This is a genomic window from Paenibacillus hunanensis, assembly GCF_034055775.1.
Lineage (GTDB): Bacteria > Bacillota > Bacilli > Paenibacillales > Paenibacillaceae > Saccharibacillus > Saccharibacillus hunanensis.
Window position 1 is genome coordinate 456,532 of record NZ_CP139194.1, and the last position, 19,634, is coordinate 476,165.

General features: G+C 48.4%; 15 protein-coding genes. 10 read left to right on the forward strand and 5 right to left on the reverse strand.

The genetic code is table 11. The features are described 5' to 3' along the window. Nucleotides 1-11 precede the first annotated feature (11 nt). Nucleotides 12-545, reverse strand: a complete 534-nt coding sequence (locus tag SK066_RS01785; protein WP_320543412.1) for a cupin domain-containing protein — start codon at nt 543-545, stop codon at nt 12-14. 108 nt (nt 546-653) lie between these two features. Further along, the gene (locus SK066_RS01790; RefSeq protein ID WP_407673806.1) at nt 654-1,199 is read right to left on the reverse strand and encodes a Crp/Fnr family transcriptional regulator; all 546 of its coding nucleotides are present in this window, start codon (nt 1,197-1,199) and stop codon (nt 654-656) included. A gap of 162 nt (nt 1,200-1,361) precedes the next feature. Between SK066_RS01790 and SK066_RS01795 the strand changes: the two genes are divergently transcribed. The 3 genes from SK066_RS01795 to SK066_RS01805 all read left to right on the forward strand — a co-directional run bounded on the left by SK066_RS01795 (nt 1,362) and on the right by SK066_RS01805 (nt 5,246). Next, complete coding sequence (locus SK066_RS01795) at nt 1,362-2,609, forward strand: ROK family transcriptional regulator (RefSeq protein ID WP_320543414.1); 1,248 nt, start codon at nt 1,362-1,364, stop codon at nt 2,607-2,609. Between the two features lie 2 nt (nt 2,610-2,611). Next, nucleotides 2,612-3,631 (forward strand): ROK family protein, encoded by a 1,020-nt coding sequence (locus SK066_RS01800; protein WP_320543415.1) that lies wholly within the window; start codon nt 2,612-2,614, stop codon nt 3,629-3,631. A gap of 373 nt (nt 3,632-4,004) precedes the next feature. After that, nucleotides 4,005-5,246 (forward strand): MFS transporter, encoded by a 1,242-nt coding sequence (locus SK066_RS01805; RefSeq protein WP_320543416.1) that lies wholly within the window; start codon nt 4,005-4,007, stop codon nt 5,244-5,246. 215 nt (nt 5,247-5,461) lie between these two features. Here the strand turns inward: SK066_RS01805 and SK066_RS01810 are convergent, their stop codons facing one another. The 3 genes from SK066_RS01810 to SK066_RS01820 all read right to left on the reverse strand — a co-directional run bounded on the left by SK066_RS01810 (nt 5,462) and on the right by SK066_RS01820 (nt 7,327). Continuing rightward, complete coding sequence (locus tag SK066_RS01810) at nt 5,462-6,145, reverse strand: metal-dependent hydrolase (protein ID WP_320543417.1); 684 nt, start codon at nt 6,143-6,145, stop codon at nt 5,462-5,464. 51 nt (nt 6,146-6,196) lie between these two features. Beyond that, nucleotides 6,197-6,832: an NAD(P)H-dependent oxidoreductase gene (locus SK066_RS01815; protein WP_320543418.1), complete on the reverse strand. Its 636-nt coding sequence runs from the start codon at nt 6,830-6,832 to the stop codon at nt 6,197-6,199. A gap of 111 nt (nt 6,833-6,943) precedes the next feature. Then, complete coding sequence (locus SK066_RS01820) at nt 6,944-7,327, reverse strand: tautomerase family protein (RefSeq protein ID WP_320543419.1); 384 nt, start codon at nt 7,325-7,327, stop codon at nt 6,944-6,946. Nucleotides 7,328-7,494: 167 nt separating this feature from the next. Here SK066_RS01820 and SK066_RS01825 point away from each other — a divergent pair, with 167 nt between their 5' ends. The 7 genes from SK066_RS01825 to SK066_RS01855 all read left to right on the forward strand — a co-directional run bounded on the left by SK066_RS01825 (nt 7,495) and on the right by SK066_RS01855 (nt 19,631). Further along, nucleotides 7,495-10,071: a helix-turn-helix domain-containing protein gene (locus SK066_RS01825; protein WP_320543420.1), complete on the forward strand. Its 2,577-nt coding sequence runs from the start codon at nt 7,495-7,497 to the stop codon at nt 10,069-10,071. 280 nt (nt 10,072-10,351) lie between these two features. Further along, the gene (locus SK066_RS01830) at nt 10,352-12,637 is read left to right on the forward strand and encodes an AraC family transcriptional regulator (protein WP_320543421.1); all 2,286 of its coding nucleotides are present in this window, start codon (nt 10,352-10,354) and stop codon (nt 12,635-12,637) included. Between the two features lie 438 nt (nt 12,638-13,075). Then, nucleotides 13,076-14,689: an extracellular solute-binding protein gene (locus tag SK066_RS01835; RefSeq protein ID WP_320543422.1), complete on the forward strand. Its 1,614-nt coding sequence runs from the start codon at nt 13,076-13,078 to the stop codon at nt 14,687-14,689. Nucleotides 14,690-14,969: 280 nt separating this feature from the next. After that, nucleotides 14,970-16,586: an extracellular solute-binding protein gene (locus SK066_RS01840; protein WP_320543423.1), complete on the forward strand. Its 1,617-nt coding sequence runs from the start codon at nt 14,970-14,972 to the stop codon at nt 16,584-16,586. Between the two features lie 97 nt (nt 16,587-16,683). After that, nucleotides 16,684-17,586: an ABC transporter permease gene (locus SK066_RS01845; protein WP_188774382.1), complete on the forward strand. Its 903-nt coding sequence runs from the start codon at nt 16,684-16,686 to the stop codon at nt 17,584-17,586. A gap of 89 nt (nt 17,587-17,675) precedes the next feature. Further along, complete coding sequence (locus tag SK066_RS01850) at nt 17,676-18,506, forward strand: carbohydrate ABC transporter permease (protein WP_320544779.1); 831 nt, start codon at nt 17,676-17,678, stop codon at nt 18,504-18,506. 153 nt (nt 18,507-18,659) lie between these two features. Next, nucleotides 18,660-19,631 carry a sugar phosphate isomerase/epimerase family protein gene (locus SK066_RS01855; protein ID WP_320543424.1) on the forward strand — a complete coding sequence of 324 codons (972 nt, stop codon included), beginning with the start codon at nt 18,660-18,662 and terminating at the stop codon, nt 19,629-19,631. The last annotated feature ends 3 nt before the right edge of the window (nt 19,632-19,634 follow it).

Genomic DNA, 19,634 nt, shown 5'->3' on the forward strand with positions numbered 1-19,634 from the left:
AGTGATCGGTATTAATGAGGATGGCGAATGGAGGTTCCTGACCAGTGCTCCAGCAATGGCCCCTGTTCACCAAATACAGGATCGGTATCAGGTACAGGAACATGCGGAATTTCCTTGAGTGCCTGCTCATGCTCACCGGGCGCGCCTGTGCGTACATTGTAGGACATTCCCTGCGGATATGCGCCGACGATGCGAAAGTCCGAACTCGCGTCCAGACGACGATGTCCAGTGCCAGCAGGTAGCACGACCACATCGCCTGCGTGTAGCGTTACCGTCTCGCCCTGTTCACCGCCAAGACGTAGGGTGACTTCGCCGCTAATTACGCCAAGCACCTCATGTGCATTGCTATGATAGTGATGGTAATCAAATACACCGTTCGTCCAGCTATTCAGCCAGCCATTGCGATTGAATACATCCTCCATTGCATCCGGTGATGCAGGAAAAGCACCACTATAGATGACGACGGGTAATGTAGGATGATTCGGAATCGTACCGTCATCCGTGAAGAGTCGGGTATGGATCGAGCAGGATGGTGATGGTTTCATTATAGTTCCTCCTTGTATTGAGCTTTAGTGTCGTTATGTATACGATAACCCGTGTCGCACAAGTGAATCAGAAGATGCAGATCGAGTAGTACATCGAAGGACAGCCTTTTACAGGCTGTCCTTTTGTTGTTTGGCCTGTGCGCGTAGCAGTCGATTCACCGTTTCGCGGCGTAAGCCGATCAATTGTCCAATTTCATCCTGTGTTAATAGATCAGTAATCGGAATATCATGCAGATAGCTGGCAAACCACTGCTGAAGCTGCTCCAGCTTATCGATGGGTGTAGTGCGTGTTAATTGATCGATCCGCTGCTGCATCATCCGGAGCTTATCCTGTAGCAATGCGGCAATCTCCCGGTACTGTGCAGGCTGTTCATTTAGCTGGCGATACCAGCCAGCAGCATGCACAACCTCAACCTCGCAGTCCGTTAGCGCGATCGCTGTACCATGATAGCTCATCGGGCTAATGAGCGAATGATGTGGAATCATCTCATCCGGTACAATGATATTGAATAGAAATAGACTGCCATCCTCATGCAAGCGAACGATTTTGAACAGGCCGCTTTTGATCCGATATAATGGGCCATCCTCGCCCTGTCGGAACAGAATATCTCCCTTATGTAAATGCACGATGTATACCCTCCATTCTGTTAGCATCATAACACCAATATAACATGCCTGAATACCGCTACAAATCAGCATAAAAACAATTTTCCCAATGCACAAAATAATGATGGACACTGGCTGTAGGCGAGCGTATACTGATTTCAATCTAATTAGTAAAGGTGATTTACTAAAACATTATGAAAAGGAGCTACCATGCTGACATCTATCGGAAATCCGCAGATGATTCGTAACTTTAACGAATATTTGATTTTGGAGCTGATCGTGAATGAGGCTGGATTATCGCGTGCTGAAATCAGTCGTCGTACCGGTCTGAGCAAGCCAACCGTTTCTTCGGCTGTGCAAAATTTACTTTACCACCGACTCGTTGTGGAGACGGGGCTTGATACGAATCAGCAAGGTCGTAAAGGTCAGGTACTGGAATTCAATCCGCAGGTGTTTCATATTTTCCTGCTCGATATTGGAGCGGAGGGCATCCAGACGGGCATGACCGATCTATCGGGCAAGGTGCGCAATACCGGATATATCGCATGGGCGGAGCTGGAGGGGGATTCGAATGCCCAGCAAGCCTTGCAGCAGCGCTTAAAGGATATCGTTGCCCAGCATGCACCGGAGGATGGGCCGATTCGATTTGTTAGTGCGGGTATACCAGCAGTCGTTGATCCATATACCGGATATGTGCAGACGCTATTACCGCAGCTAGAGCGCTATGGAGAGCTATTATCTGCGCCAGCGCTTCGTCAATTACTGGGAGCAGAGGTGCTGCTTGATAACGATGTGAATCTGGCAGCTGTAGCGGAGCAGGAATATGGAAATGGAGCAGGTGCCTGTAGCTTTATTTACATTTCGCTCGGTGAGGGCGTCGGTACAGGGATCGTCATTCAAGGACAGATCTACCGCGGTCTGGCTGGAGCGGCTGGCGAATGGGGACAGGCTGCCCTTCGTAAATCCGAGATGGGCATAGATGGAACAGAATATCAGCGATTAGAGCAGTATATTGGCAATGAAGGCTTACGTGAGCTACTGCATGAAGCCGCCCAGCAATCCGATGACACGGACGCAGCAAGCTGGACAATACCGGAGCTGCTGGAGCAGGCGAAGAATGGACATCCGCTGGCAGTACGGGTTTTCGAGCGCTATGCAGATCGGCTAATTTTACCACTGGCACAGATGGCGTCCTTGCTTGCACCGGAGCGCATTGTGCTGGGTGGACAGATCGGGCAGGCGGCAGGTGTGTTTTTACCGATTGTACAGCAGGAGCTACCCGTACTGGTACCGGTCATGCCAGAGCTTAGCGCGTCCAAATTGGAAGAAAGTAATGAGGGTGCGATCATGTGCGGCGCAGCATGGGCAGGAGTACAGCGCTCTTTCCGTTATATTCGAGAGGAAATGCTAGTGATTGGTGGCAAGGAAGCGATCCAACAAGATCAAGGAGGAGTATGACCATGAAGCAATCGGCAGCACAATCTGTTCCCAGCCTGTCCGGCTCAGGCTATACAGCAGGCATCGATATTGGCGGTACGAAGACATTGATTCTGATTACAGACAATAGTGGGCGTGTCGTTATGCGTAATAAAAAGCCAACGGTACAGGCGGAGCATGCAGAAGCTTTTATCGAAGGGGTATTTCAGCAGCTGGATGAGGTGCTACAGGAGGCTGGACTGCTTCGTCATAGCTTAATCGGTATCGGTATCGGCTTCCCTGGGGCGGTCAATCCGCAGACAGGTATGATTCATCATGTACCTGCATTACCACTGGATGGGGTGAATCTGCTGGAGCTGATCCGACCGTATTATAGCGGTCCATTATATCTGGACAATGATGTGAATATCGCTGCACTGGGCGAATGCTGGCAGGGCGCTGGTGCAGGCAGCACGCAGATGGTGATGGTCACTGTTGGTACAGGGATCGGCGGTGCGATGATCCTCAATGGTGAGCTGCACCGCGGAGCAGGCTATACCGCTGGTGAAATTTCCTATTTTGTCGTCGATCATCGACCAGAGGAAGCCGCTGGCTCGGTGAGCAGTCTGGAATTCGGACGCTATGAATCGCTTGCCTCAGGCACAGGCATCGGTGAGCATGCACGCCGCTGGCTGCGTCAGCGCGCAGGAGGGGCAGGCGAGAAGATTGTTGCTCAGGCGGGCACGATTGAGCAGGTGCAGGCGATCCATGTATTGCAGCTGGCAGCAACGGGCGATGGGGATGCACAGGCGATTATGGCAGAGCCCATCGGCTATATGGCAGCAGGACTGGCGAATATTGTGTCTTTACTTAATCCGGAGCGCATCGTCGTTGGCGGCGGCGTGTCGGAATCCAGCTATTATATGAGTGAATTGACCAGGCGTGTGCAGCAGTTTACACCGATTGAAGCACAGCTTGTACCTGCACAGCTTGGAAATGAAGCAGGAGCGCTGGGCGCGGTATATGGCGTATTGCAGACACTGCGTACACCTGCGGAGCGTTAAGTATAAGTTGACTGCATCGTTCGTCTTGCTATAGCGAAGCGTACACATTCAAAGCTCAGATTATCGCGATTGATCAGGATGGACGGGATATCTTTTTCACACATGATAGATGCTAGACGCTGTTCACAATTGAATATCATCCTTACACCATAGAACACCAATCCATGACCATACTGTATATACCGGGGCCGGAATCCCCGGCTCCGAGCGATCCACACAGGATCAACGGCACCAGCAGGACGATGGGGCAAAGAAGCGGACGCCTACATAAAGTCTGCCACCTTATCTTCTGTCTGTGACCGATAGAGAAAAGCTGCTGCCACGAAGCAGACAGCGCCACGCTTGGATAACGGATAGAGAAGGAGCAAATGGAATGGGTTCATTATTTGGTGAGAAGGCAAGATTGAAGCGTGAGGCTGTGTCCTCTACGTCTGTAGACCGCGAATCACAGCAGACCTTGCTACGCATTCGCAGCTTTTATTTGCTGGCTGGATTGGCTGGAGGTATGTTCAATCCATACATGTCCACGATGCTGGTGCATGGTGGGTTGGGAAGCACACAGGTCGGCTTGCTGATGTCGATCGGTACGTTTATTTCGATCTTGATCCAGCCGTTCTGGGGGCTGGTGGTCGATCGCTTTCAGCAGATGCGGCTTGTGCTGATGCTCAGTGTAGCCGTGCCGGCGCTGTTGTCAGTGTTTTATCAAAGTCCGTATTTTATTGTGCTCACGATTATTTATACGATATCAATGGTATTCACCGCCACACAGGCACCGATGGCGGACTCCTACGCACTGGTCGCTGCCCAGAAGGCCAATACGACGTATGGCGCGATTCGATTTCTCGGTAGTCTCGGTACAGCGGCAGGAAGCTATCTCGGTGGTCTGTATGTGAGTCGGATCGATATATCGTTGATCTGGATTCCCTTTCTTGTGTTTAATCTGCTGGCAGCCGTATTAACATTGACCTTGCCGAGTCGTTCGGATGAAAGTCGTGTACTACAGCAGTCACTATCTACAGGCATTCGTAGCTTGCTGGGAAATCGTCTATTTCTATGCTTCCTCGGAGGCTGTCTGCTGGTCAATCAGACGCTGACGGCATTTAACTCCTATTTTGTGCTGTCCTTTGAAGAGGCGGGCGGTACGCTGGAAATGGCAGGGATTGGGCTGTTCATCGCTTCAGCAGCGAATATTCCGGCCATGCTGCTGGCGGCGCGTGTGATTGCACGCTATGGCCATGAACGCATGCTGCTGATTGCCGCCTTCGCCTATATTTTGCGCTGGGGTATTCAGTATCTTTTCCCGGTGCCGTGGGTGATGATCGCGGTACAGCTACTGCATGGGCTATCCTTTGGATTTTTCTATATTTCGGCGGTGGAGTATGTATCGCGTATCGCTTCACGACATATGCAGGCGACCGCTCAAAGTATTTTCAATATGGTGTTTGTCGGTCTGGCTGGCATTGCAGGTAATCTGCTCAACGGGTATTTGCTGGAAGCAGGCGGTGCGGCGGCTATGAATCTGTCGTGTATTATTAGTGCGGTACTGGGCGCTGTATTGCTTGGCTATGTAGCAAGTCGTAGTCGGGATCGAGAGCAGACGCCAATGATCGGTTAGATGATAGACGGACATGCATGCGATCGATCGGTATGTTTGATATAGCTGTAACTGTAGATTCATATCCACATCAAAATACGTGTACATCTACAACCTATCTGTGAATGGAATCGAACTAATAAAGTACCTCGCATACGAATAGGATAAAGCCAGTCTGTATATGCACAGACTGGCTTTACATATAGGCTCCACGATAAATGATTCGATCGACAGAATTATAGCTCTAGCTGCTCGCCTGGATGTAGCACTTTACCGACTCCCGGCTGAAGGAGCTCTGCAAAGTCATACGGATCCTGCTTGAAAAAAGGAAACGTATTATAGTGGACAGGAACGACAGCTTTGGCTTTGAGCCATTCGGCTGCCAGCGCCGCATCCTGCGGTCCCATAGTATGCCGATCGCCGATCGGGAGAAAGGCGAGATCAATTTTATCCAGCTCACCAATCAGCTTCATATCGGAAAATATCCCTGTATCCCCAGCATGGTAGATCGTTTTATTCTCAGCGGTAAACAGGATACCTGTAGGCATACCGGTATAAATGATCGTCTGTGTCTCATGATCCACATAGCTGGAGCTATGAAATGCCTGCGTTAATTTGACTCGACCAAAGTCAAACCAGCTGCTTCCTCCAATACTCATTGCATGGGTACGTACACCCTGCCAGCTGAGCCAGTCACATAGCTCAGCAGAGGCAATGACCAGAGCATCATTTCGCTTGGCAATCTCTACAGTATCACCTACATGATCGCCATGACCGTGAGTTAGCAGAATTACGTCGGTCTTGACATCAGCGGCGGCAATATCGGCTACCGGATTGCCAGTCAGAAAAGGATCGATAAAGATCGTTGTGCCCCGGGTTTCAATCTGTACGACAGAATGACCGTGATACGTTACTTTCATAAGTCTGTCCTCCCTTAACACAAAATATACAGGTCACACCTATCACAACATTCAAAATGTCTGTGCCAGCTGGCGTGCAGCTTCCATCGCTTGCTGCTTGATTTCAGGTGCACGTGCGGGTGTATACGAAATGCCTTCGATCAGGATGCTCTCCACATCATGCACACCGATAAAGCCAAGTACATTTTTCAAATGTCGATTGCCGTTTTCCATATGCTGCATCGGGCCTTCTGCGTAGATGCCGCCGCTTGCCTGAATATGCAGTGCCTTTTTGTTGTGGAGCAGCCCTACAGGCCCGTTCTCGGTATATTTGAACGTTTGCCCGCGCATACAGATCGCATCAATATATGTTTTCATCACTGGAGGGTAGGAGAAATTCCACATCGGATTCACGAATACGTATTTATCTGTCTCCATAAATTGGCTGAGTACCTGTCCAAGCTTCATGATTTTACTCTGCTGGGATGCAGAGAGCGTATTGGCAGCAATGCCCTGTCCGAGCTTGCCCCATGCGTCCAGCACCTCGGCATCAATATTTGGAATCTCTACATCGTATAAATTCAAATGCTTGATCTCGTCCTGCGGATGAGCTTGCTTATAGGCTTGAACAAATTGCTCGCCTACAGCGAGACTATACGAGGAAGTAGCTTCCCCCGGGTGGGCAGTAATATAGAGCAGTGTAGCCATGATTCAACATCCTCTCGTTATTCGAATTCAATATTTAAATAAAGGTATTTCTAGTAGGGAGCCTATCTATAACTCGTGAAGTTGATACCATTCAAGCGAGCTACAGCCAGATTACAAGGCAAACTGAGCGATCCCGTTACCATACGACCAGTTATCCCGAGTGACCTCAATCAGATTGACGAAAATATCCTCTTTACGCAGCTGGAGCTGCTGATGAAGCTGCTCTGCCAGCGCCTCGTAAAATTGCTTTTTGACCTCTGTGGGACGTCCTACAACGAGCGTAATCTGAATAATTAACAGATCATCGGTACGCTCAATATCAAGGCAGGTAGGATCATAATGGAATTGATCCGCATCATACTCATCCAGCAGTATAAAGCGATCGTTAGCAGGTACATTAAGCTTGTCTACAATGACGTCAGCAATGACTGACTTGAGCTGCTCCCTGTGATCGGTATGACGACCTTTGAGCATAGAAATTCGTGTTAATGGCATGTGGTTCACTCCTTTAGATAGGTTATGAATGTCATAGGCTCATATTATCCGTTAAAATAAGGAAAACGAATGTAGATAAGTTCGTGTTTGTTCGTGTAGACGATAATGTATATCGCAGAGTACAGGTGAACACTGCGCTCTAATTTTAAATACCGGGTGGTAAAAGAATGAATGAACAGGTAGAAAAGGAATGGCCAGCTGATATGATCAAAAAGCTACGTACTCGCCCTTCGGCTCACCAGATTCAGTTAAAAATGCGTCAGGTTGATCTGGCAGAGCAGGTCGGTGTTGATCCACGTACTGTGCAGCAATGGGAGAATGGGGATCGTACACCGGGCAGTAGCAGCTTGAAGCGGCTGATTCAGGTGTTTTTGCAGGCAGGCAAGCTGGTCGTCGATGCAGAGATGAACGAGGCAAAAGCGCTGTGGGATGCGGTCAAGCAAATGGCAGAAGCACGCTCTCTAAGTGGACGGGAATTTGCGTCATTTGATGAGACATGGTTTGCCCAGCTGCTGGAAGCTTACAAGCATAACGAAGCAAATTCAACTCGAGCACTATTGGAGGATGAGACAAGAGTTCCCCAACCTACACCCATACTAGCTAGTACCAATCCAGCTCCTTCCAGAGGCAATCTACCGGAGCGCTCGACGCTGTTCATTGGACGTGCTATCCAAACACAGGACATCCAGAGTCTGCTGGAAAAAGGGTCTATCGTCTCGATTATCGGCACTGGTGGCATCGGCAAAACGGCACTGGCTATTCATGCTGCGCATCAGATTCGAGCACAGTATCCCGATGGAATATGGGTACTGGAGTTAGCTACACTGCAAGATGCTCATCTGCTTAATCACTATGTACTGTCTGTACTTGGGCTACAACATCAACCGGGGCGCTCGGAATGGGAGATTGTGCTGGAGCATATTCGGGATAAGCAGCTGCTGTTTATTTTCGATAACTGTGAGCATCTGATCGATGCAGTAGCCGCCTTGATCGAGCGGTTGATCGCTGCCAATCCGCGGCTACACCTGATGGTCACGAGTCGTGAGTCGCTAAATATTGCTGCCGAACAGGTATATCGTCTACCACCGCTAACCTTACCGGAAGCAGGTGCTACAGCGGAGCAGGGGAGCGTGTCCGAATCGGTGCAGCTATTCGTAGCAAGGCTACAGGCGCTTCATCCGCAGCATCAGCCTACGGCTCAAGAGCTACAGGGTATCGAGAGCATTTGCCAACGGCTAGAAGGGATTCCGCTGGCGATTGAACTGGCAGCAGCACGGCTTAATATTTTATCGATCGATCAGATTCAGGAGCGTCTGGCGCATTTGTTGACCTTTTTAACAGGTGGACAGCGGACGGCGGCTCCGCGCCAACAAACGCTCAAGGCGACGATTGATTGGAGCTACTCCCTGCTTGATCGTAAGGAGCAGCTGCTATTGCAAGCCTTGAGTGTATTCGCACATCGCTTCACGCTGGATGCGGTAGAGCAGATTGTTGCGAGCAGTGAGCATGAAGAGAATGCTGAGCAGCTGCTATCGCGGACCGAGATGATCGATCTGTTATCCGGTCTGGTGAACAAGTCGCTTGTGATGCTGGAGCGCCAGCAGGAGACTGGAGTTGTTCGGTATCGTATGCTAGAAACCATTCGTGAATATGCACAGCATCAGCTACAGCATGAAGCATCACTCGTGTATATTCAGCATATCTATAAGGCGCATTCAGCTTATTATGATCAATGGATGAAGCAGCAGGCACTTCTATTCCGTACCAGCAAGCGAGATCAGTGTCTACAGCAGACACGTTTGGAATATAGCAATCTGAGTCTAGCGATGCAGCGCGCCTATCAAGGCGTCGTCAGCCAGGGCAGTGGTATACGTATCGCTTCGTCACTATACTGGTTCTGGCTACATGAAGGCATGGGGATTGAGGGCTTATTGTGGCTGGATCGTTTTCTAGAGGTCGCTCATGCGGAGATGAGTATTCCGTTACAATCCTATAATCAAAAAGCGTTAGCTACTGCGTATCATGGACGTGGTGTGATTCAGTTTGTGCTGGCTCGATTGTCAGAGGCCGAGCAATCTGTGGAACAAAGTATGAGCCTATCTCGTCGTGAGCAGTATGACTCCTTACGCGCCGCCTCGCTACGGCTCATCTCGTTTATTCGGTTGCATCAGGGGAAGCTGGAGCAAGCGATCATTCACGCAGAGGAAAGTATACAGCTGGCTCGTCAGCATGAGGATGCCTGGAATCTAGCAAGCTCATTACATGCTTTAGGACGTCTCAAGCTAAGACTCGGAGAAGTAGAACAAGGAACATTACAGTTGAAGGAAAGCATTCACTGGTTCGAGCAAGCAGGCGATCGGTGGGAGCTGTCCGGGCCGTATGAAAGTCTGGGCTACGCAGCGCTTCAGGCTGGACAATTTCAAGAATCGATCGACTATTTCAAAAAAAGCATCTCCATCAGTCAGATTTACAAAGGTACATGGGTGCTGATTCGGAGCTTGGATGGCATGATTGCTGCATTGCATGCGATCGGTCAATACCGAGAAGCTGCTATTTTGATTCACGCGGCTGAACGGCATCGTCAACAGGAGCAGATGGTCAGTGAAGGGGTAGCTGGAATCGATATGAAGCAGATTCAACGAAACGTGAATAAGCAGCTGACAACGAAGGAGCAGCAGGAGATCGAGCGACAAGCGGAACAGCTATCAAGAGAGCAGCTGTTAGCGTACAGCCTGGAGCTATAGCACTCCATATTATTCCATAAAAAGACGATAATGTATGACAGCTATCATTTCGATAAAGTTTATCTTTAAATTTGTGTAAATCTCTCTACAGAATACGTAGAAAAGTATAGAATAAAAAAGAAGTGGTACTTTTCTGCGTCACATTTAATAGCATCATAAAAAGAACAATTCTATCAAAAAATGGATAACGAGTACATGCTCAGAAAGAAACCTACCGTGCATTTAACGTACCTGTTGAAATAGATGGACAGAGTATGCTGAGGAAGGGGGAAGTCCATTGTTGTCAAAAAACTGGTATCGGCGGTTGCTATTATCGTATTTCCCTATTTTCCTACTGACGATCTCCATGCTCATTTTCCTGTCATTTATCGTCATCAATGAGATTTCCAAAAAAGAAACCGCGCGTGCGGATCGAATCTCGACTAGCTATATGATGGACACGATGGAGCGAACGGTGCAGGAGATTGAAATGGATGTATTGCGTGATGTGGAAACGTCGACGATCTATGATGAATTTCTGGCCGAGCGTAATACAGGCAATACAGGCGTAACGTATCAGGTGGTAGAGCATTTACGTCAGTTAATGGACAACAATGATCTGCTGGAGTCGGTATATGTGTACCGCGATTCGGATCACAGTGTATTGACGGTGCAAGGGCTGCAACCGTTACAGGGCTTTCGCGATGAGGCATTTATCGACCGTGCATTAAAGGAGCCGGAGCAGCAGGGCTGGTCGACATCGCGCTCCTTTGCCGAAATGGGCGGAGATGATCAGCGTCAGGTGATCAGTATGCATAAGCGCCTGCCGCTCCCTTTTGGCGATCAGGGGATGATCGTGATCAATGTGAGCGTCTATGGCATGCAGCAGCTAGCCGCCTCCATGGTGAATAGCCAGGTATCCTTTTTGACGATTACGGATGCGGCAGGTAAACAGATCTATCCACCTGCACTGACAGAGGAGGCTGCGGTAGAGCATGATCAGCCGCTGACGGAGCTGCGTTCACAGCGTCTGGGCTGGACGCTGGAAAGTGGACTGCGCGCAGGACAGCTATTTGCCTGGGTATCGGTTATCTCTTATATCTGGGTGCTGATCGGCTTGCTCGTCGTACTCGCATCGATCGCCTATATTATCTACATTACACGTAAAAATTATAAGCCGATTCAGGTGATGATGCAGCGGATTGAATCGCTACAGCTATCTGCCCATGATTCACCGCGCAAGGACGAAATGGCGCTGATCGATCAGGCGCTGGAAAGTCTGATCGATCAAACGGTCGATTATGAGCGTCAGCATCATGAGAACCTGCTTATTCACCGCCGCCGGTTATTTATGAACTGGATTGAAGGTGAGCCGCCGGAGGAATTGCCGCAGGAGTTGGAGCGCCTGCGCATTTTCCCGGAGCTTGCGGGTCGAACAGGTATAGATGAGCGTCTGACCTACACCTGTATTGTCGCTGAGATTCAGGACTATCGTGCTTTTCGTGAAAAGGGTAATACGCAGGAGCATAATACACTCAAGCTGGCGCTGACCAATGTGTTTCAGGAGCTGGCACAGCAGGATGGTGTATACGGCTGGTCGGAGTGGATCAGTGCGCGCCGTGCTGGCATTATTATTGCGGGTGAAGGCGATGAACGTCAGTGGACTCGGCTACTCTTTTCCCTTGCGGCAGGTAGCCGGGAATGGGTGGAGCACAATCTGCATTTACCTATGATCTTTGGCACGGGCGTGACGGTGAAGCAGGCATCTCAGCTGCATCGGGCTTATGATACCGCTGTGGAATCGATGAAATATTCAATGACGTTAGGGCGCGATGGCGTCGTCATGTATAGCGATCTGCCGGAAGGCGGCGAGCCTGACAGCTATCGTTACTTACAATTGATCTCGGACTGGATCAAGGAGTTCCGTCTTCGTCAGCCCGAGTGGCGCGATCATCTACAGCAGCTACTGCTTCAACTTGAGGACGATGTACTGCGTGATGATAGTATCCGCTCGCTCGTGCTATCCCTGCTACAAATGCTTAATCGGGAGCTGGAGGGCATGTCGGCATCACTGGATCAGCTGCTGGCGAGTGAGCACGCAGAGGTCGTCATGGAGCAGATCGCTCATGCCGAGACGGTAGATGAGCTACAGACCGCATTAATGCCGTATTTGGAACAGTTATATCGCACTTATGAGGAAGCAGGAGACTCTACGAATCAGCGTGCGCTCATCGGAGATATGAAGGCGTATATGGAGGAGCATTTTGCCAATCCTGATCTGTCGCTGAATCATCTAAGCGAACGGTTCAATGTTACGCCCAAATATGTTAGCCACCTGTTCAAAGCCGAGCTGGATGTAAAATTCATTGATCTGCTTGTTCAGCTTCGTTTACAGCGTGCAGAGGAATTGCTGCATTCTACCGATGATACGATTCAAAATATCGCGATTCAGGTCGGCTATGCGAACTCGATTACATTTGGACGTGTATTTAAACGTATTATCGGGGTCACACCTGGTGATTATCGCAAGCTGAAAATGAAGCCCGGTAGTCTCATTTCACCACCAGGCGAGCAGCGAAATAAATAATCGATGCATCTAATAGATGCTCCTATAGGCAGCAGCTATTGTGGATAGAGGTTGGAAATTGTTCTGACCATTTCTGATAAATATAAGGTTAAGTGTTGGTTGATTCGTGAGAACATATCGTTAAAATAGAACAAATAAACTGAATTCTACACCTGAAAAGAAGCATGCTCGATATGACATGCTTCTTTCGCCATACCTGGAAAAGCCCGTCCTGATGCGGTTTTCAGGCTACTGAAAATAGTTTATATCGGGAATTTAGTTGATTACACCAAATGTAAGCGTTATCTTTGTAAGTTTATGGTGGGAATCAAGTTTATTGAGACTTTTGAAATGTGAATGCCATAATTGGTGCAACCCTAATTTGAATAAATGAATCGTACGCTAGCTCGGAACAGTCATAACTCATAAGGGGAAAAGCCGATAAAAGGGGATGAAGAAATGAAAGCGTATTCAGGTAAGAAATGGATGAAGGGACTCACCGGAACAATGCTGGCAGTCATGCTCGCAGGCACTACTGTACTGGCAGGTTGTTCAAGCTCAGGAAGTGATGCTGGAGCAACGACCGCGGATGGCAAATCCGTATTAAAGGTTGAAGTATTCGATCGCGGTAACTCACCGGCAGGTTCTACCATTACCAATAACTACCTGACCAAGCTGGTTAATGAGCGCTTCGGTGCACCGAATAAAATCGATGTACAATACGTACCGATTCCCCGTTCGGAAGAGCTGCAAAAGCTGAACGTACTGATGGCAAGCGGCGGCGATGTACCGGATATCGTATTCACTTATGATCAAGGGACATTCAACCGTTACGCACAGCAAGGCGGTCTGACTGATCTGACTGATCTGCTGAACCAGTATGGCCCGAATCTGAAAAAGTTCCTCGGTGAGGATACACTGGCTTATGGCCAAATCGAAGGTAAACAATATGCGATTCCGGGCAAACGCTCGGTACTTGGCAAATACGCTTCTTATATTCGTCAGGACTGGCTGGATGCACTCAAGATGCCAATGCCACAAACGACAGACGAGCTGTACAGCACATTGAAAGCTTTTAAAGAAAAAGACCCGGGTAAAGTGGGTAGCGGATTGATTCCATTCGCGATGACGATTGAACCAGCACAATACGAGCCGCTGATCTGGTCGTTTATTAAGCAGCCCCTTACAGATGAGCAAAAGTATACAATGACGCAAAAGCTCGGCTCACGTGACTATCCTGTACTGCTGCCAGGCTTCAAGGATGGACTGAAATTTATGAACAAGCTGTACAACGAGGGTATGATCAGCCGTGATTTCAGTCTAGATAAGGATAAAAAGCAGTTTGGACAGGATATCCAAAACGGTAAGGTTGGCTTCTTCACTGAAGATGCTGGTAACCCATACTACGCTAATGGCACGTACGAGAATCTACAAAAGAATGTAAAAGGCGCTGTACTGACACCGACCGATGTGTTTACGAATAACGAAGGCAAGCATATCAAGCCACAATATGCATCCAACGGTCTGTACATCATGATTCCAAAATCAAGCACAAAAGCAGTTGAAGCGATCAAGTATCTGGACTGGATGGCTTCCGGCAAAAATGTATTCGATATGCAAAATGGTGTAGAAGGCGAAAATTATACACTTAAAGACGGTTTGCCAATCATTAAAGAAGATGCATCTGCTGATGTAACAAATCGCATTTATAACTATGGCGACATGGTGATTATCGCTAACGGTAAAATCGTAGGAACAGAAGAACAAAACAATGATGCCTACATTATGCAAATGCCAGAGAAATACCAGGCAGACATGCGGAAGTCGGTTGAGATCTCTAACAGTGACACGTTCCCACCGATCAACTTTAACAAGCCAATTGAATCGGAAGCGAAATATGGTAGCGCATTGCAGGATAAATTTGATCAGCTGGTTGTAAAAGCAACTATGGTCACGCCAGACCAATTCGATGCTACGTACGATTCCCTGCTGAAGGATTATATGAGCAGTGGTGGACAGGCTATTATGGATGAGCGTACAAAAGCATTCCAGGAAGGCGCGTATACGAAGTAAGGCAATCCTTATCTATTCAATAAAATAGGCAATGTAGCCGCATTGCTATATATTACGCATATATAACTTTATATGTTATTTATAAAATGCGATGCGGTTACAAAACCTATAATATCGGGCTTCTCAAGACTGTGTTTATGCTCGGAAACAAGTTTATTGAGCCTTTTTATACTTGAGTGCCATAATGGAGACATCCCAAATACGAGATTGTGACAGATAAATTAACTTATCAGGTCAACATAGCTAAAGAGGGAGAAAAGTGAATAAAGGGGTTGGCAAAATGAAATTGGTTTCTGGTAAAACATGGTTCAAGAGCTGGTCGGGTATGATGCTCGCAACCGTACTTGCAGGTACGACTGTACTCGCGGGTTGCTCCAGTTCAGGTAGTGAAGCTGGCGCAACAACAGCAGATGGCAAGTCGGTGCTCAAGGTTGAAGTGTTTGACCGTGGTAATTCGCCAGCAGGCTCGACAATCAGCGACAACTATATGACGAAGCTGGTTAATGAGCGTTTTGGTGAACCGAACAAAATCGATGTTCAATATGTACCAATCCCGCGTTCGGAAGAGCTGCAAAAGCTGAACGTACTGATGGCAAGTGGCGGCGATGTACCGGATATCGTGTTCACATACGATCAAGGCACATTTAACCGTTATGCACAGCAGGGCGGTCTGACCGATCTGACTGATCTGCTGAATCAGTACGGCCCGAATCTGAAAAAATTCCTCGGTGAGGATACACTTTCTTACGGTCAAATCGAAGGTAAGCAATTCGCCATTCCGGGTAAACGCTCGGTGCTTGGCAAATACGCTTCTTATATTCGTCAGGACTGGCTGGATGCACTGAAAATGCCACTACCGCAAACGACAGACGAGCTGTACAACACATTGAAGGCTTTTAAAGAGAAAGACCCGGGCAAAGTAGGAAGCGGCTTGATTCCGTTCGGTATGACGATCGCTCCGGCACAGTATGAGCCGCTGCTCTGGTCGTTCGTGCGACAGCCGTTGACAGATGAGCAAAAGTACACGCTGACCCAAAAGCTTGGCTCCAGCGATTATCCAACCCTGCTGCCAGGCTTCAAGGATGGACTGAAATTCATGAACAAGCTGTACAACGAAGGCTTGATTAGCCGTGACTTCGGTCTGGATGAAGACAAAAAGCAGCTCTGGCAGGATGTGCAAAACGGTAAGGTCGGCTTCTACACAGAGGATGCAGGCGAGCTGTACTTCACGTACAACGGTACGAACAAAAATCTGCAAGCGAATGTGAAGAATGCGAAGCTGACACCAGTAGATGTGTTTACTAACAACGAAGGCAAGCATGCGAAGCCAGAATATGCGTCTAACGGTCTGTACATTATGATCCCTAAATCGAGCAGCAAAGCGGTTGAAGCGATCAAGTATCTGGACTGGATGGCATCCGGTAAAAACCTGTTCGATATGCAAAATGGTGTAGAAGGCGAAAACTATACACTTAAAAATGGCGTACCTGTAGCGAAAGAGGATGCTTCTACTGAAGCGCAAAACCGTCTGTACAACTATGGTGACATGGCGATTATCGCCAACGGTAAAGTAGCAGGCACAGAAGAACAAAACAATGATGCTTATATTATGCAGGTACCGGAAGAGTATCAGGCCGATATGCGTAAATCGGTTGAAATCTCCAATACCGATACGATTGCTCCGGTCAACTTCAACAAACCGATTGAAGCGGAAGCAAAATACGGCAGTGCCCTGCAGGATAAGTATTCACAGCTGATCGTTAAAGCAACCATGGCTCCAACCGCACAATTCGATGCAACATATGATGCTTTACTCAAGGATTATATGAGCAGCGGTGGACAGGCAATTCTCGATGAGCGCACGAAAGTATTCCAAGAGGGCGGCGCGAGCAAGTAAGACATCTGTACACGATTGATCTGTAATGATTTGGAGATTGCCTGGCTTACGGGCGCAGGCGATCTCCCCATTTATAAGCTGAAAGGGGAGTACGACAGTGAAAACGTCCACCTACCTGAGAAGATACTGGCAGCTGTATTTCCTGCTCATTTTGCCGCTCGCTTACTTTGCCATTTTCAAATATGGACCGATGTACGGCGTACAGATTGCATTTAAGGATTTTAACTTTTTCCAGGGTATTAACGGCAGTGAATGGATTGGCTGGGATGGCTTTCGAGAGGTTTTCCAAAATCAGGATTTTTATCGTACTCTTCGCAACACCTTAATGTTGAATATTCTGGACCTGATCGTTTCGTTCCCGGCACCGCTGATCCTTGCGATTATGCTGTATGAGGTCAAAGCGTTGTGGTTCAAGAAACTTTCGCAGACCATTCTCTATATTCCGCACTTTATCTCCTGGGTTATTATCGGGGGAATTGTGTATCAAGTATTTGGCACGCAATCCGGCTTTATTAACAATCTGTGGGTATCGATGGGCTTCCAGCCGATCCCGTTCCTGACTGATCCGAACTACTGGCTGATCACCTATCTGCTGACAGGTGTATGGCAAAGTGCAGGCTGGGGTACGATTCTATACCTGGCTGCACTGACTGGGATCAACAAAGAGCTGTATGAAGCAGCTGAGGTCGATGGTGCAACACGTATGCGCCGTATCTGGCATATTACACTGCCAGGACTGCGCCCAACGATCATTACGCTGCTGATTATTAACCTCGGCAATATGGTAACGATCGGGTTTGAACGTCCTTACGTTATTGGTAACGTTGCCGTTCAGGAATATTCAGATGTACTGAGTACATTCGTCTACCGGATCGGTTTGGAATCCGGACAATATACGCTGGCGACCGTGGTTGGTCTGTTCCAGGCTGTAGTTGGACTCATTTTCGTACTGGGTGCGAACTTCGCAGCGAAGAAAACGACCGGGGAGGGGATCCTATAATGGCAGAAGCAGCTCGCGTTAATGAAACCGACCGCATCAAGGTCAAGCCTAACATTAGTCGTGGTGACCGTATTTTCGATATTGTAAATATGACGCTCATCGCTGTCTCGGTACTGATCTGTATTTTCCCTTTTATCCACGTGCTCTCGATCTCGCTTAGTTCGTCACGTCCGATTATGTCGGGTGAGGTTACGCTATTCCCGAAGGAATTTACGATTGAGGCATATGTAAAGGTGTTTAGCGATCCATCGATGATTCGCTCGCTCGGCTTTACAGTAATGCTGACAGCGGTATTCACGCTGTTCTGTATGGCGATGACGATTGCGGCAGCATATCCGCTGTCCAAGTCGAATCTGAAAGGCCGCGGCTTCTTTATGGTCGTGATCATCATTACGATGTTCTTTAGTGGTGGTATTATTCCTGAGTACATTCTGGTGCGTAACCTGCACTTGCTGGATACGATGTGGGCACTCATTTTGCCAGGCTTGATCAGTCCATTCTATCTGATCATTATGATCTCATTCTTTAAAGGGATACCGGATAGTCTGGAGGAGGCGGCAGAGATTGATGGTAGCAGTCACTTCCGTACATTGCTCCGTATCATTTTGCCATTGTCGATGCCGGTTATTGCAACGCTCAGTCTGTTCTATGCGGTTGGACGCTGGAATGGATTTATGGATACACTCATGTACATTAACAGTCCGGAGCTGTATCCGTTGCAATTGAAGTTGTATCAATTGATCCAGAACAATATGGCAACCGAGCTGATGCGTAATGAGGTTGCAGGTACAGCGAATATGATGCCAGAGAGTCTGAAGGCGGCGAGCGTTATTTTCGCAACCGTGCCGATTCTGATCGTGTATCCATGGCTGCAACGCTACTTTGTTAGTGGTGTAATGCTAGGTGCGGTCAAAGGCTAATCGCGCTAGATTCTAACGACAACTGTATAGCAAGCAGGATAATGAGGATCGCGGCTTCCCGTACAGGGGGCCGCATCCTTTTTACTACGAAGGTGCGCTCGAAGGAGAAGCAGCGGACGAGCCTTACACTATAGAGAAAAGGAAGGATTGACCATGTACACATCCAAAGGCGAATACTCATTTTCTACTTGTTGGAACATTAAGCGTCACCCGAATGATGGAGCAGCGATGATCGAGGAGATCAAGGAGCTGGGCTTCCAGAAGGTAGAGCTGAATTATAATGTAACGAAAGAAATGCTACAGACCATTGAGCCCATGATCGAACGCGGCGAGATTGGCGTATCGAGTGTGCATAATACGTTTCCACATACGCCTGATCCAGACTATGGTACAGATTCTGTGTTGCTTGGCTTTGACGATGAGACCAAGCGTAAAAAGGCGATTGATCTGCTTGTTGGCTCGGCGGAGTATGCACATCGTTATGGTGCTAAGGCGGTCGTGGTGCATCCGGGTGAGGTACCGTTTGCCTACAATATCGATGAAGAGCTGAAAGGCATCTATCATGAACAGGGCAAGGACTCGCCAGCTTATCAGAAGCTATGGTCGGAAATGCTGGAGCGGCGTGAAAGCCTGGCAGCCACCTATCTGGAGCGTATTCAGCATAGTCTGGAGGAGGTATGTGATCGTGTATTGTCAAAGGGTTATGATGTAGCCTTTGGGATTGAGACGCGTTCACGCTGCTATCAGATGCCAACGCTATCGGAAGCGAAAACGGTACGTGAGCGTATGAAGGGTGCACCCGTCTATCTCTGGTACGATATCGGACATGGGATGATGATGGATCGCATGGGTCTGTATCATAACGCAGAAGAAGCGAATGCGATGAAGGAAGATATTATCGGTGTACACATTCACGAGACGCTCGGCTTGTCGGATCACTGGTGTCCGTATGTGCATAGCGGCGATATGGAATTTTTCGATCGTTTTCTGGATATTATTGACCATGCCCCGGTCAAGGTATACGAGCTCAAAGCGGCGTGTCAGCCGCATGAAATTGATGAGAGTCATCAGCTGCTGCTGAGCAAAATAGCTGCACGCCATGCAGGAAGTACGAGAGGAGTATAGCCG

Excerpts from the sequence above, each read along its gene's own strand:
- SK066_RS01785 (WP_320543412.1), bottom strand. The coding sequence starts at position 545 with ATGAAACCATCACCATCCTGCTCGATCCATACCCGACTCTTCACGGAT.
- SK066_RS01790 (WP_407673806.1), bottom strand. The coding sequence starts at position 1,199 with ATGCTAACAGAATGGAGGGTATACATCGTGCATTTACATAAGGGAGAT.
- SK066_RS01795 (WP_320543414.1), top strand. The coding sequence starts at position 1,362 with ATGCTGACATCTATCGGAAATCCGCAGATGATTCGTAACTTTAACGAA.
- SK066_RS01800 (WP_320543415.1), top strand. The coding sequence starts at position 2,612 with ATGAAGCAATCGGCAGCACAATCTGTTCCCAGCCTGTCCGGCTCAGGC.
- SK066_RS01805 (WP_320543416.1), top strand. The coding sequence starts at position 4,005 with ATGGGTTCATTATTTGGTGAGAAGGCAAGATTGAAGCGTGAGGCTGTG.
- SK066_RS01810 (WP_320543417.1), bottom strand. The coding sequence starts at position 6,145 with ATGAAAGTAACGTATCACGGTCATTCTGTCGTACAGATTGAAACCCGG.
- SK066_RS01815 (WP_320543418.1), bottom strand. The coding sequence starts at position 6,832 with ATGGCTACACTGCTCTATATTACTGCCCACCCGGGGGAAGCTACTTCC.
- SK066_RS01820 (WP_320543419.1), bottom strand. The coding sequence starts at position 7,327 with ATGCCATTAACACGAATTTCTATGCTCAAAGGTCGTCATACCGATCAC.
- SK066_RS01825 (WP_320543420.1), top strand. The coding sequence starts at position 7,495 with ATGAATGAACAGGTAGAAAAGGAATGGCCAGCTGATATGATCAAAAAG.
- SK066_RS01835 (WP_320543422.1), top strand. The coding sequence starts at position 13,076 with ATGAAAGCGTATTCAGGTAAGAAATGGATGAAGGGACTCACCGGAACA.
- SK066_RS01840 (WP_320543423.1), top strand. The coding sequence starts at position 14,970 with ATGAAATTGGTTTCTGGTAAAACATGGTTCAAGAGCTGGTCGGGTATG.
- SK066_RS01850 (WP_320544779.1), top strand. The coding sequence starts at position 17,676 with ATGACGCTCATCGCTGTCTCGGTACTGATCTGTATTTTCCCTTTTATC.
- SK066_RS01855 (WP_320543424.1), top strand. The coding sequence starts at position 18,660 with ATGTACACATCCAAAGGCGAATACTCATTTTCTACTTGTTGGAACATT.